Genomic DNA, 12,783 nt, shown 5'->3' with positions numbered 1-12,783 from the left:
AGGATTTGTCGAGAAGTCCTATCAGCCACCTGACTAAAGTGTATTCAGACGCTCAGCGGCTCTGTCGGATTCATAGGCGTATGGATACTATGCGCGCCATGCAAATACCCCTCGATCACCCGCTGCTGCAACGCATCGTTGACGACCTGGCCGAAAAAGGCTGGTCGCAGCAGAATGGCTTCCTGCCCCAGGCTCTGACCCTGGAACTCGCTGCTGAGTGCCATAAACGTGCGGCAGAGGGTGAACTGGCACCCGCGGCGGTGGGGCGCGGGCCGGCCCAGGAGATCCGCGAGGGCATTCGCGGTGACCATATCCAGTGGTTGGAGGCGGGTGACGCGGCTGTCTGCGACACTTACATGGCGATCATGGACAGCCTGCGCCTGGCGATGAACCGCAGTCTGTTCCTCGGCCTGGAAGATTTCGAAAGCCACTTCGCGATGTACCCGCCCGGCGCGTTTTACCTCAAGCATGTGGACCGTTTTCGCGACGATGACCGGCGGATGGTCTCGGCGGTGATCTACTTGAACGACGCCTGGCTGCCCGAGCATGGCGGCCAGTTGCGCATGTACCTCAAGGGCGGCGTCGAATACGATGTGGTGCCCACCGGTGGTTGCCTGGTGGTGTTCCTGTCGGGCGAGGTGCCCCACGAAGTCCTGCCTGCCACGCGAGAGCGCCTGTCGTTGACCGGCTGGTTTCGCCGGCGGGGTAACGAGCCGTTTTAACCATGGAAAAGATTCTGGTCAGCCGCTGCCTGCTCGGGCACAAGGTGCGTTATGACGGCGGGGCCAGCGGCCCGTTCGATCAACTGGCGGCGTGGCAGGCCGAAGGCCGGGTGGTTGCGGTGTGCCCGGAGGTGGCGGGTGGTTTGCCGACGCCCAGGCCCTCGGCTGAAATCCCTGGCGGCCAAGGTATCGATGTGTGGGAAGGCCGCGCCCAGGTGCTCACCGCCGAAGGCGAAGACTTCAGCGCCGCATTCCTCGATGGCGCGCGCCAGGCGCTGGCATTGGTGCAGCGCCACGCAATCCGCATCGCCATCCTCAAGGCCAACAGCCCGTCCTGTGGCAATGTGCTGACTTATGACGGCACCTTCAGCGGCGTGAAGGTGAGCGGCGAAGGTGTCACGGCAGCACTGCTCAAGCGCCATGGGGTGCAGGTGTTCAGTGAGCTGCAATTGCCTGAGGCGGCGTTGGCGCTGGCCCATCTCTCAAGCCATACCTAGAACAAAATGTGGGAGCGGGCTTGCTCGCGAACGCGGAGTGTCAGTCAACTAATTTGCTAGCTGACACACCGTATTCGCGAGCAAGCCCGCTCCCACAGGTGATCTAGGGTGCCTTGACTACCGGTGTGTCACCCTCAAACCACTTCTGCGCCAGTGCCTTCAAGCGACCATCCGCCTTCACCCGCTCCAGCGCCTTATCCAGGCTGCTCTTGAACGCTGGATTGCCTTTCTGGAATGGAATCGCCAAGTCCGGCTTCACGCGATAAGGCTCGCTGAAATCGAACCGATCCCGCAGCTCGGCAGTCATAGCGATATGGTTGATAGCCACGTCGTACTTGCCGGTTTCCACGCCTGGCAACAGGTCGCTGTCGTCAGTGGTGATAAATGAGGGGCGTACGTCCATCTCCTTGGCCAGTTGCTCGCCCAACTCCACTTCAAAACCGGTGAGTTTCTCGCCGTCCTTGAAGTTGAAGGGAGGCGTGTTGGCTTCCAGTGCAATGCGCAGTTCGCCGCGATCATTGACGTCATCGATCAGTTCGGCATGAGCCAAGGGGCTCAGGAGGGACAGCAACAGTACAAGGCCAGGCGAAAAGCGCATGGTCACTCCTAAAGAATTCGTGTGAGCGAGGCGCTGTTGAGCATCGCTTTGCTATGGTGTTGAGTGCCTTGGACCGCGATTTGTCGCGAAGTTGTCATAACCCTACAAATTTCACAGAAAAACTGGAGAAACGAATGAAAGCCCTTTTGTCCCGTGCCACCCTGGCCAGCCTGTTGCTGGGTGCTTCGATGTTGGCCACAGCCGCCGACGGTATCCCTCGCAGCGCTCCACCTGAAGGTGCCAAGGTGTTTATCGTCTCGCCGAAAGATGGCGCCACCGTCGATAAAACCTTCACTGTAAAATTCGGCATGGAAGGCCTGAAGCTGGCCCCGGCCACCGACCAGGCGCCAGGCACCGGCCATCACCACCTGCTGATTGACCAAAAAGAATTGCCGGATGCGAAACTGCCGATCCCGGCCACCGACACTGTGATCCATTACGGCAAGGCCCAGACCGAGACCGAAGTGACCCTGACGCCCGGTAAACACACCTTGCAACTGGTGGCTGGCGACAAGCTGCACATGCAGTTCAACCCGACTGTAGCCTCCAAAGTCATCACGATTACCGTCAAGTAAGATTTGTTCAGACAAAAAAATGGGAGACCCCTGCGGGTCTCCCATTTTTTGTGCGGCGTTTAAAGCGTTAGAACAACACGCGGCTACGGATAGTGCCGTTGATGTGCTGCAGCTTCTCTTGCGCCAGGTCCGAGTACTCGGCGTCGACGTCGATCACCACGTAGCCGACCTTCTCGTTGGTTTGCAGGAACTGACCGGAGATGTTGATGCCGTTTTCCGCGAAGACTTTGTTGATCTCCATCATCACGCCCGGGATGTTCTGGTGGATGTGCAGCAGGCGGTGCTTGCCCGGGTGAGCCGGCAGGGCCACTTCCGGGAAGTTGACCGACGACACCGAGGTGCCGTTGTCGCTGTACTTGACCAGCTTTTCAGAGACTTCCAGGCCGATGTTGGCTTGGGCTTCAGCGGTGGAGCCGCCGATGTGCGGGGTCAGGATCACGTTGTCCAGGCCACGCAGCGGGCTTTCGAAGATGTCGTCGTTGGAGCGCGGCTCCACCGGGAACACGTCGATGGCGGCGCCGATCAGGTGCTTGTCCTTGATCGCCTCGGCCAGGGCGTCCAGCTCGACCACGGTGCCGCGTGCCGCGTTGATCAGGATGCCGCCTTTCTTGATCGCGCGGATTTCCTTCTCGCCGATCATCCACTGGGTTTCAGCGGTCTCTGGAACGTGCAGGGTGACGATGTCGGACATACCCAACAGCTCGGTCAGGCTCGACACCTGAGTGGCGTTGCCCAATGGCAGCTTGGTCAGGGTGTCGTAGAAGAACACCTGCATGCCCAGGCCTTCGGCCAGGACCGACAATTGAGTGCCAATCGAACCGTAACCGACGATACCCAGCTTCTTGCCGCGGATTTCGAAGGAGTTGGCCGCGCTTTTGATCCAGCCGCCACGGTGGCAGGAAGCGTTTTTCTCAGGGATACCGCGCAACAGCAGGATGGCCTCGGCCAAGACCAGCTCCGCAACGGAACGGGTGTTGGAATACGGTGCGTTGAACACCGCGATGCCGCGCTCGCGCGCTGCGTTGAGGTCGACCTGGTTGGTGCCGATGCAGAAACAGCCGACGGCCACGAGTTTCTTGGCGTGGTCGAAGATCTCTTCGGTCAGCTGAGTGCGGGAGCGAATGCCGATAAAGTGCGCGTCGGCGATCTTTTCCTTGAGCTGGGCTTCCGGCAGAGAACTGGTGATGTACTCAATGCTGGTGTACCCGGCGGCTTTCAGAACGTCGACAGCCGATGGGTGGACGCCTTCCAGAAGAAGGAACTTGATCTTGCTCTTATCGAGAGAAGTCTTGCTCATCTGCGTAAACCTGTATCCCGGAGAAAATTGGCAGGGAGTCGAGCAGCGCAAGCTGACCCGGACGGCAGGAAAGCCGTCACCGCAGAACGCCCTTTGGGTCTGTCCTGCGGGGGCGGTATGCTAGCATACGCACCCCGCTAAACACCTATTCCTGCGACGTGAAGCGTTCTCAGGATGACCATGAATTGTTCGAGAGTTCTGTCGATGACCCATCCTGCCCTGATTGATGAGCTGAAGACCCTGGTTGAGCCCGGCAAAGTGCTGACCGATGCAGACTCCCTGGAGGCTTACGGCAAGGATTGGACCAAGCACTTCGCACCCGCACCCACCGCCATCGTGTTCCCCAAGACCACCGAACAGGTACAGGCCATCGTACGTTGGGCCAATGCCCACAAGGTCGCGCTGGTGCCGTCCGGCGGTCGTACCGGCCTGTCGGCAGCGGCGGTGGCGGCCAATGGCGAAGTGGTCGTCTCGTTCGACTATATGAACCAGATCCTCGACGTGAACCTCACCGACCGCACCGCCGTGTGCCAGCCGGGCGTGGTCACCAAGCAATTGCAGAACGTCGCTGAAGAAAACGGCCTGTACTACCCGGTGGACTTCGCTTCGTCTGGTTCCAGTCAGATTGGCGGCAATATCGGCACCAATGCCGGCGGGATCAAAGTCATTCGCTACGGCATGACCCGCAACTGGGTAGCCGGCATGAAGGTGGTTACCGGCAAGGGCGATGTGCTGGAACTGAACCGCGACCTGATCAAGAACGCCACCGGCTATGACATGCGCCAGCTGTTTATCGGCGCTGAAGGCACCCTGGGTTTTGTGGTCGAAGCCACCATGCGCCTGGACCGTGCGCCGAAAAATCTCACGGCAATGGTGCTCGGCACCACCGACTTCGACTCGATCATGCCGGTGCTGCATGCGTTCCAGAGCAAGCTGGACCTGACGGCCTTCGAGTTCTTCTCCGACAAGGCCCTGGCCAAAGTCCTCGGCCGTGGCGATGTGCCGGCGCCGTTTGAGACCGAATGCCCGTTCTACGCCCTGCTGGAATTCGAAGCCACCACCGAAGAGGTAGCCAACCACGCCCTGGAAACCTTTGAACATTGCGTCGAGCAGGGCTGGGTGCTCGATGGCGTGATGAGCCAGAGCGAAACCCAACTGCACAACCTGTGGAAACTGCGCGAGTACATCTCCGAGACCATTTCCCACTGGACGCCGTACAAGAACGACATCTCGGTCACGGTCTCCAAAGTGCCGGCGTTCCTGAAAGAAATCGATGCGATCGTCGGCGAACACTACCCGGATTTCGAAATCGTCTGGTTCGGCCATATCGGCGACGGCAACCTGCACCTGAACATCCTCAAACCGGAAAACCTCAGCAAGGATGAGTTCTTCGCCAAGTGCGCCACGGTGAACAAGTGGGTGTTCGAAACCGTTGAGAAGTACAACGGCTCGATCTCCGCCGAACACGGCGTGGGCATGACCAAGCGCGATTACCTGACTTACAGCCGTTCGCCGGTTGAAATCGAGTACATGAAGGCCGTGAAAGCCGTGTTCGACCCGAACGGAATCATGAACCCTGGCAAGATCTTCGCTGTTTAACCGCACCTGAAGGAGTCGTTCCATGAGCTACCAGCACAAGTATGTCGACGGCACCAATATCCACTTCCCTGTGGGTAAAGTGGTGTGTATCGGGCGTAACTACGCCGAGCACGCCAAGGAGCTGGATAACCCGGTGCCCACCGAACCCTTGCTGTTCATCAAGCCGGGCAGTTGCGTGGTGCCGCTGGAAGGTGGTTTTACTATCCCGACCGAGCGTGGTTCGGTGCATTACGAAGCGGAAATCGCCGTATTGATCGGCAAGCCGTTGTCGACCAAGCCAAGCCGTGAAGAAGTGCTGGACGCTATCTCCGGCTTCGCCCCGGCCCTCGACCTGACCCTGCGTGACAAGCAGGCCGAGCTGAAGTCCAAGGGCTTGCCGTGGGAAATCGCCAAGTGCTTCGATGGCGCGGCGGTGATTGCGCCCTTTGTGGTTAGCAGCACCTTCGCGGACGTGACCGATATCGGCATTCGTTTGAGCATCAACGGCGAACTGCGCCAGGACGGCAACAGCGCTCAGATGCTCAACCCGATCGTTCCGATGATCCAGCACATGGCCGGGTGCTTCTCCCTGCAGGCAGGTGACGTGATTCTTACCGGCACTCCGGCGGGCGTAGGCCCGTTGAATGTGGGGGATGAGCTGGTGTTGGAGCTGGCGGGTGTGAACCGTTTCGAGAGCACCGTGCGCTGATTTCCAAATGTGGGAGGGGGCTTGCTCCCGATAGCGGTAGGTCAGCTACAAATAAGCTGGCAGACAGACCGCAATCGGGAGCAAGCCCCCTCCCACATTTGATTCTGTGCATCTGCAAAGTCCGGTGCTTTTGCATTTTTTTCACACACCATCCGGATAATCCCAGCCTCTTGCGCGCAGGCCGTTGAATCCTGTGCTATCCCATACAGCTGACTTTCTGGAAAAGCGCTCAATGGCCGTGCCTCTACCCACTTCGAAAACCTCGCTTCGCTCTCGCTTGTCCATGCGCTGGTATTCCTGGGTATTTTTGGCCGGGGCGATTCTGTATGGGGTTTCCTGGGCCATGCACTGGGACGATCGTGGTGTGCTGTGGTTGCTGGAGAGTTTCGAGAGCCCGGCTGAACGCCAGGAGAGTGTGTGGCTCCCGGACTACCACGCGGTCATCGACGCCAAGTTGTTGCCCGGTATGGAGAAGGACGAGGCCTCGGACCTGTCCTACAATCCCCAGACCAAAACCCTGTTTTCCGTCATGGGCAAAAACCCGTTTCTCGTTGAGCTGAGCTTGCAAGGTGACGTGCTGCGCAAGATGCCGCTTAACGGCTGGAACAACCCGGAAGGGCTGACCGTGATGGAAAACGGCCTGATGGCGGTGGTCGATGAGCGCCAGCACAGCCTGACCATCGTCAATGTCGACGCCGGTACCACGGCGTTGCACAAGGCCGACTTCCCGAGTTATGACCTTGGCCCGTCTGCGGACCAGAACAAAGCCTTTGAAGCCATTGCCTGGGACAAGCGCAACCAGCAACTGGTGCTGGGTGAAGAGCGGCCGCCGGCGCTGTTTACCTGGAAAAGCGATGGCAGCCAGAACCTGGTTGGCGACAAGCAAAAACTGGTCAGCACCGAACTCGACATGCGCAACCTGTCGGCGTTGGCCGTCGACCCACGAACCGGGCACTTGCTGGTGCTGTCAGCCGACTCCCACCTGTTGCTGGAACTGGACGAGAAGGGCGAGCAAGTCAGCTTCATGACTTTGCTTGGCGGCTTCAACGGCCTGAAAGACACTATCCCTCGCGCCGAAGGGGTCACCATGGACGAAAGCGGCAACCTGTACATGGTCAGTGAGCCAAACCTGTTCTATCGTTTTGAAAAGCAGAAGTAACCGACGAATTACGTCAGACTTTTCTTTATAAACGGCATTCGCCAGACAGTTCGGTGCGTTTAAGTTTAAATTCAGGCGACCTTGATATCTATTCGCCAGTTTTTTCTCTGAGCCCGCCACGATGCGCCGACTTGCCCGCCCCAAACCTGCTTTTTTCATCCTGCTGTTGCTTGCCCTGGTTGCTACCGGGATTGTTGCCCAGCAGTTCCGTCTGTTCGAACGCGCCTGGTTCAACTGGCAAGCGTGGCGCTTGCCCGCCGATGAGCGCTCTATTGGCCTGGCGGAGTACCGCGTCACTTTGGAAGGCCAGGTGATTGACGGGCTCGACGACGATGTCTCGGCCCTCACCTACGACCCGGTGCGCAAAAGCCTGTTTACCGTCACCAATAAAAATGCCGAGCTGGTCGAGCTGTCGCTGGAGGGCAAGATCCTGCGGCGCATTCCTTTGGTGGGCTTCGGCGATGCCGAAGCGGTGGAATTTATCAGCGACAACATCTACGTCATCAGCGATGAGCGACAACAGCGGCTGATCAAGGTGCATGTGGACGATGACACCCAATTCCTCGACGCCGCCGATGCAGAGCAAATGACCTTGGGCGTGCACATCGGTGGCAACAAGGGTTTCGAAGGGTTGGCCTACGACTCAGTAGGCAAGCGCCTGTTCGTGGCCAAGGAGCGCGACCCGATGCTGATCTACGAGGTCCACGGCTTCCCGCATTTCAAACCGGAAAAAACCTACTCGGTACACGTGATCAACAACCCCAAGCGCGATGCCGGATTGTTTGTACGCGACCTGTCGAGCCTGCAATACGACGAACGCAGCGGCCATCTGCTGGCGCTGTCGGATGAGTCGTTCCTGGTATTGGAGCTGGATATCGACGGGCGCCCCTTAAGCAGTTTGTCGTTGCTTAAGGGGCGCCATGGCCTGAGCAAGCGCGTGCCCCAGGCCGAAGGAATCGCTATGGACGACGACGGTACCTTGTATATGGTCAGCGAGCCGAACCTGTTCTACGTGTTCAAGAAGCCCTAATCAGAACATCCATTGCACGCCCAGTGAATAGCCGGTCTGGCTGCCTTCGGCATGCCCCAGGCGGCCATTGACCTCGGCATACACCCCCAGCTGTGGGGTGATCGCCAATTGGCTGCCGACTTGCGCGCGGCCAAAGCTCTTGTCCGGTGAGCCGAGCCGAGCGGTGCGCGCCTGGCCATCAGCGCGTGCGGTCAGTTGCAGGTCGTCCAGGCGGCCGTCGGCCAATTCCTTGACCCAGGCGATGTCGCCATACGGCATCAGGCTCAGGCCATAGGGCAGGGCGACCGCGCCACGCACGCGCCAGCCGAGGCTGGCTTCCAGGGAATCGAAAGACTGTTCTTCATACTCCAGGGCCGTGCGCAGGTTCTGTTTTTCGTGGAACTTGTCGATGCGGTAGTGGCTGTAGTCCAGGCCGGCGAAAGGCCCGCTCTTGAGGGCGCCGAAATCAAAGTCATAGCCGCCCAGGACTCGTGCGCCCAATGCCAGGGCATCGGCCTCGCCGGTCAATTGTTGATTGAGCAGGATCGGCCCGCCATTGGCCTGGATGACCAGGTTGCGCTTGGAGTCGAAGCGCGTGTGGCCGACGCTCAGGTCACCGGCCAACCAGCTTGGCCCGCCATCGTTGAGCAACGCATAGGCGGCTGCCTGCCAAGTGTCGCTGTCCAGTTTGCCGCGATGCTCGAGTTTGTCGCGCCCATTGAGGTAGCTCAGGCTGGCGCCGATATTCAGGCTCGAGGTCAGTTGATAGTCGCCGAGGGCATGCAGGCCCAGGCGCCGGGCTTCGGGGTTGGGAGCGCTGTCGAAGCCACTGTCCGGGTTGTATTCGCCATCCACACCGAGCTCGCCATCAAAGCTGCCGACTTCACGGCTGGCGGCCTGCAGGGTCAGCCAGCGGCGATCATGCAGGCGCACCATGGCCTGATGCTGGCGTTGCAGGTTGTCTTGCATGTTGCGTGCAACGGCACCGCCGGACGCTGTTGAGGCCATCAGGTCGGCGTTGGTCAGTTCCAGTACCAGGCGGCTGAGCAGGCGCGAGTAATCACGCAGGCGCTGGTCGATGCGCGCCTGGCCGAAGGCATCGGTGAGCACGGCTTTGTTGTCTTCTTTAGGGTCGTGCCAGGTGGAGCCGCCGGGGATTTTCGGGTTGTCGGTCTGGGTGTAGCCGTCCAGGTCGCCCAGTTCCCAATTGGTGGCTTCTATATAAAGGATTGGGATGTTGAGCGGTTCAAAGGCCTCGCCATCGCTGCAACAGCCCGTGCCCTTGGGGTATTTCGCGTCCAGGCCAGGGTTGGTGAACAGTGGGATGTTCAATTCCTTGGCGATCTGGAACGTGTGCTCGCGCAAGGAAGTCAAGCCCGGGTTGTCGGTGCTGTTCTGGCCGGCGTGGGCATACATCATGTCGCCGGTGATCAAGCTGTCGAGGTTGATCATCGCGAGCATATTGGCGCGCTGGCTGGCACTGAGTGAGTCGACAAAGGCCCGGGAGCCGCGCAAGCCTTCTTCTTCCGCGCCGAAGCCGACTATTTGCAGGCCATTTTCCAATGGCAGGCCGCCGAGGTTCTTCGCCACCTCGGTCAACACGCTGGCGCCGGAACCATTGTCGTCCAGGCCTTGCAGGGCCGGGCGGCCAAAGTAGGTGTCGAAATGCGCGCCAATCACCACGTACTGCGGCTGGGTGCCGGCGGCGTAGGCCACGACGTTTTGCGAAGCACGGCTGCCGCTGTTCCAGGTGAAGTCCTGGCGGCTGATGGTATAGGCCGTGCCCATCTGGCTTTGCATCCAATCCGCAGCACCGGCGAAATTAGCCGTGCCGCGATAACGACCGGGGTAGTCGTTGATCAGTTTTTCCAGGGTGGTGTTGGCGTGCTGGCCGTAATCGTAGGCGTGGGCTTGCGTGGACAGCAGGGCACCGGCAACGCTGATGGCGAAGGCGAGGGGCTTGATCACAAGGGTCTTCCTTGAGGTGAGGGAGATGTTCAGGCCCAGACCCTTTGCACAATGCGCGCCTCATTCCGTGGGCGGCTGCAAATTGGCGCATTGTTAAACGCGTGGGTCGCGTGGCTGTAATTTGTAACGGATTGGATACCAAGTAGGGCGGGGCGTGCCGTGATCGAGCGCACGGTTTTGGAGAGGAGTGCTGCAAATGTGGGAGGGGGCTTGCTCCCGATTGGGTGTATCAGTACCAGATATTCTGACTGACACACTGCTATCGGGAGCAAGTCGAATCGTCGCACCGCCCCTCCCACATTGGTGTGGTGGTGTTCTTAAGCCTTGAGAGTTTTCACACCTTCGGAGGTACCCAGCAGCAACACATCCGCCGGGCGCGCAGCGAACAGGCCGTTGGTGACCACGCCCACAATGGCGTTGATCTGCGTCTCCAGCTCCACCGGGTTGGTGATCTGCATATTGAACACGTCAATGATGATGTTGCCGTTGTCGGTCAACACACCTTCGCGGTACACCGGGTCGCCGCCCAGTTTCACCAGCTCGCGGGCCACGTGGCTGCGGGCCATGGGGATGACTTCCACCGGCAGCGGGAATGCACCGAGTACCGGCACCAGCTTGCTGGCATCGGCGATGCAGATGAAGGTCTTGGCCACGGCTGCGACGATCTTCTCGCGGGTCAGGGCAGCGCCGCCGCCTTTGATCAGGTTCAGGTGTTCGTCGCTTTCATCGGCGCCATCGACATAGAACTCCAGGTCGCTCACGGTGTTGAGCTCGTACACTGGAATGCCATGGCCTTTAAGGCGGGCGGCGGTGGCTTCGGAGCTGGCCACTGCGCCGTCGAACGCGCCCTTATGCTGGGCCAGTGCGTCGATAAAGCAGTTGGCGGTGGAACCGGTGCCGACGCCGACGATGCTCTTGTCGTCGAGTTTAGGAAGGATTAAATCGACAGCGGCCTGGGCCACTGCCTGTTTGAGTTGATCCTGGGTCATGCGGGCTCCGGAACGGGCGGGGAGTTATCGAGGGCGGCGAGTATAACCCAACAAAACCTCGGGATTCGTGTGGTCGCCCGGCCAAACGCTGGGTTAGACTCCTTGGCCCTGCCCAACCCGTGAAGTAGATGCCTGCCGATGCTTGAACACTACGTCAAAAAAATCCTCACCTCGCGCGTTTACGACGTTGCCGTGGAAACCCCCTTGCAGACTGCCCGCCAGCTCTCCGAGCGGCTGGGTAACAAGATTTGGCTCAAGCGCGAAGACTTGCAGCCGGTGTTCTCGTTCAAGATTCGTGGCGCCTACAACAAGCTGACCCAGTTGACCGCTGAAGAGCGTGCGCGTGGCGTGGTGACGGCTTCGGCGGGCAACCATGCCCAGGGCCTGGCGCTGGCGGCCAAGGTGTTGGGGGTCAAGGCCACTATCGTGATGCCCAAGACTACCCCGGAGATCAAGATCGAAGGCGTGCGCTCCCGTGGCGGCAAGGTGGTGTTGCACGGTGATTCCTTCCCGGAAGCGCTGGCCTACTCGCTCAAGCTGGTCGACGAAAAAGGCTACGTCTACATTCACCCCTACGATGATCCGCACACCATTGCCGGGCAGGGCACCGTGGCGATGGAAATCCTGCGCCAGCACCCTGGGCCGCTGGACGCGATTTTCGTACCGGTGGGCGGCGGCGGCCTGATCGCCGGCATCGCCGCGTATGTGAAGTACCTGCGCCCGGAGATCAAGATCATCGGCGTTGAGCCAGACGACTCCAACTGCCTGCAAGCCGCCATGGCCGCGGGCGAGCGTGTGGTATTGCCGACCGTCGGGATCTTCGCCGATGGCGTGGCGGTGGCGCAGATCGGCCAGCACACCTTCGACATCTGCAAGGACTATGTGGATGAGGTGATCACCGTCAGCACCGACGAAATCTGCGCGGCGATCAAGGACATCTACGACGACACCCGCTCTATCACTGAGCCGGCAGGCGCGTTGGGCGTGGCCGGGATCAAGAAGTACGTCGAGACCCATGGCGTCAGCGGCCAGACCTTTGTCGCCATCGACTCCGGGGCCAACGTCAACTTCGACCGCCTGCGCCATGTGGCCGAGCGTGCCGAGCTGGGTGAAGGCCGCGAAGCGATTATCGCCGTGACCATTCCCGAGCAGCCAGGCAGCTTCAAGGCGTTCTGCGAGGCTGTGGGCAAGCGCCAGATCACCGAATTCAATTACCGCTACCACTCTGGCAGTGAGGCGCACATCTTCGTTGGCGTGCAGACCCACCCGGAAAACGACCCACGCAGTGCCTTGATCGCCAGCCTGACCCGCCAGGGTTTCCCGGTGCTGGACCTGACCGAGAACGAACTGGCCAAGTTGCACATTCGCCATATGGTCGGCGGGCATGCGGCCAAAGTCAGCGACGAGCTGGTGTTTCGCTTCGAATTCCCGGAGCGTCCGGGGGCGTTGTTCAACTTCCTCCACAAGCTGGGCGGGCGCTGGAACATCTCGATGTTCCACTATCGCAACCACGGCGCGGCCGACGGGCGCGTAGTGGCAGGCCTGCAAGTGCCGGCGGATGAACGCCACCTGGTACCGGCGGCCCTGGCGCAAATCGGCTACCCGTACTGGGATGAAAGCGAAAACCCGGCTTACCAGTTGTTCCTCGGTTGAGCGACTACGCTGACTGAGCGGCCTTTTAA

Annotated in this window: 12 protein-coding genes; 8 read left to right on the top strand and 4 right to left on the bottom strand. The window is 60.0% G+C overall.

The annotated features are described in order from the left end of the window. Positions 1–89: 89 nt before the first annotated feature. Both JFT66_RS08540 and JFT66_RS08535 read left to right on the top strand, forming a co-directional pair. On the top strand, positions 90–722 hold the full coding sequence (locus tag JFT66_RS08540; protein WP_034116296.1) for a 2OG-Fe(II) oxygenase: 633 nt from the start codon (positions 90–92) through the stop codon (positions 720–722). Positions 723–724: 2 nt separating this feature from the next. Continuing rightward, a complete protein-coding gene (locus JFT66_RS08535) occupies positions 725–1,219 on the top strand; it encodes a DUF523 domain-containing protein (protein WP_034116295.1) in 495 nt (164 codons plus the stop codon). Positions 1,220–1,322: 103 nt separating this feature from the next. Here the strand turns inward: JFT66_RS08535 and JFT66_RS08530 are convergent, their stop codons facing one another. After that, a complete protein-coding gene (locus JFT66_RS08530) occupies positions 1,323–1,817 on the bottom strand; it encodes a transporter substrate-binding domain-containing protein (protein WP_153837416.1) in 495 nt (164 codons plus the stop codon). A 134-nt stretch (positions 1,818–1,951) separates the two neighbouring features. Here JFT66_RS08530 and JFT66_RS08525 point away from each other — a divergent pair, with 134 nt between their 5' ends. Then, the gene (locus JFT66_RS08525; RefSeq protein WP_034116293.1) at positions 1,952–2,392 is read left to right on the top strand and encodes a DUF4399 domain-containing protein; all 441 of its coding nucleotides are present in this window, start codon (positions 1,952–1,954) and stop codon (positions 2,390–2,392) included. Positions 2,393–2,459: 67 nt separating this feature from the next. On the opposite strand, the gene serA is transcribed toward JFT66_RS08525, so the two are convergent. Beyond that, on the bottom strand, positions 2,460–3,689 hold the full coding sequence (serA, locus tag JFT66_RS08520) for a phosphoglycerate dehydrogenase (protein WP_034116292.1): 1,230 nt from the start codon (positions 3,687–3,689) through the stop codon (positions 2,460–2,462). A gap of 204 nt (positions 3,690–3,893) precedes the next feature. Between serA and JFT66_RS08515 the strand changes: the two genes are divergently transcribed. The 4 genes from JFT66_RS08515 (at position 3,894) to JFT66_RS08500 (ending at position 8,165) form a co-directional block, all read left to right on the top strand. Next, positions 3,894–5,288: an FAD-binding oxidoreductase gene (locus JFT66_RS08515; protein WP_034116291.1), complete on the top strand. Its 1,395-nt coding sequence runs from the start codon at positions 3,894–3,896 to the stop codon at positions 5,286–5,288. Between the two features lie 22 nt (positions 5,289–5,310). Beyond that, positions 5,311–5,976: a fumarylacetoacetate hydrolase family protein gene (locus JFT66_RS08510; protein ID WP_198859101.1), complete on the top strand. Its 666-nt coding sequence runs from the start codon at positions 5,311–5,313 to the stop codon at positions 5,974–5,976. A 232-nt stretch (positions 5,977–6,208) separates the two neighbouring features. Continuing rightward, the gene (locus JFT66_RS08505; RefSeq protein WP_034116289.1) at positions 6,209–7,135 is read left to right on the top strand and encodes an SdiA-regulated domain-containing protein; all 927 of its coding nucleotides are present in this window, start codon (positions 6,209–6,211) and stop codon (positions 7,133–7,135) included. A 121-nt stretch (positions 7,136–7,256) separates the two neighbouring features. Next, positions 7,257–8,165: an SdiA-regulated domain-containing protein gene (locus JFT66_RS08500; protein WP_034116288.1), complete on the top strand. Its 909-nt coding sequence runs from the start codon at positions 7,257–7,259 to the stop codon at positions 8,163–8,165. Here JFT66_RS08500 and JFT66_RS08495 read toward each other — a convergent pair whose 3' ends face one another. Continuing rightward, entirely contained in the window at positions 8,166–10,112 is a 1,947-nt protein-coding gene (locus JFT66_RS08495) for an autotransporter domain-containing protein (protein ID WP_162524795.1), read from the bottom strand. It lies immediately after the preceding gene. Between the two features lie 317 nt (positions 10,113–10,429). Beyond that, a complete protein-coding gene (gene rpiA / locus JFT66_RS08490; protein ID WP_005792336.1) occupies positions 10,430–11,101 on the bottom strand; it encodes a ribose-5-phosphate isomerase RpiA in 672 nt (223 codons plus the stop codon). A gap of 138 nt (positions 11,102–11,239) precedes the next feature. On the opposite strand from rpiA, the gene ilvA reads away from it, so the two are divergent. Next, entirely contained in the window at positions 11,240–12,754 is a 1,515-nt protein-coding gene (gene ilvA, locus JFT66_RS08485; RefSeq protein ID WP_034116286.1) for a threonine ammonia-lyase, biosynthetic, read from the top strand. The last annotated feature ends 29 nt before the right edge of the window (positions 12,755–12,783 follow it).

The organism is Pseudomonas sp. MF6755 (assembly GCF_016405635.1).
Lineage (GTDB): Bacteria > Pseudomonadota > Gammaproteobacteria > Pseudomonadales > Pseudomonadaceae > Aquipseudomonas > Aquipseudomonas haemolytica.
This window is presented reverse-complemented; position numbering and strand designations above follow the sequence as displayed.

What these genes read in the sequence shown, in the direction of transcription:
- JFT66_RS08540 (WP_034116296.1), top strand. Translation starts at nt 90, where the DNA reads ATGCGCGCCATGCAAATACCCCTCGATCACCCGCTGCTGCAACGCATC.
- JFT66_RS08505 (WP_034116289.1), top strand. Translation starts at nt 6,209, where the DNA reads ATGGCCGTGCCTCTACCCACTTCGAAAACCTCGCTTCGCTCTCGCTTG.
- JFT66_RS08535 (WP_034116295.1), top strand. Translation starts at nt 725, where the DNA reads ATGGAAAAGATTCTGGTCAGCCGCTGCCTGCTCGGGCACAAGGTGCGT.
- JFT66_RS08515 (WP_034116291.1), top strand. Translation starts at nt 3,894, where the DNA reads ATGACCCATCCTGCCCTGATTGATGAGCTGAAGACCCTGGTTGAGCCC.
- JFT66_RS08510 (WP_198859101.1), top strand. Translation starts at nt 5,311, where the DNA reads ATGAGCTACCAGCACAAGTATGTCGACGGCACCAATATCCACTTCCCT.
- serA (WP_034116292.1), bottom strand. Translation starts at nt 3,689, where the DNA reads ATGAGCAAGACTTCTCTCGATAAGAGCAAGATCAAGTTCCTTCTTCTG.
- ilvA (WP_034116286.1), top strand. Translation starts at nt 11,240, where the DNA reads ATGCTTGAACACTACGTCAAAAAAATCCTCACCTCGCGCGTTTACGAC.
- JFT66_RS08530 (WP_153837416.1), bottom strand. Translation starts at nt 1,817, where the DNA reads ATGCGCTTTTCGCCTGGCCTTGTACTGTTGCTGTCCCTCCTGAGCCCC.
- JFT66_RS08525 (WP_034116293.1), top strand. Translation starts at nt 1,952, where the DNA reads ATGAAAGCCCTTTTGTCCCGTGCCACCCTGGCCAGCCTGTTGCTGGGT.
- JFT66_RS08500 (WP_034116288.1), top strand. Translation starts at nt 7,257, where the DNA reads ATGCGCCGACTTGCCCGCCCCAAACCTGCTTTTTTCATCCTGCTGTTG.
- rpiA (WP_005792336.1), bottom strand. Translation starts at nt 11,101, where the DNA reads ATGACCCAGGATCAACTCAAACAGGCAGTGGCCCAGGCCGCTGTCGAT.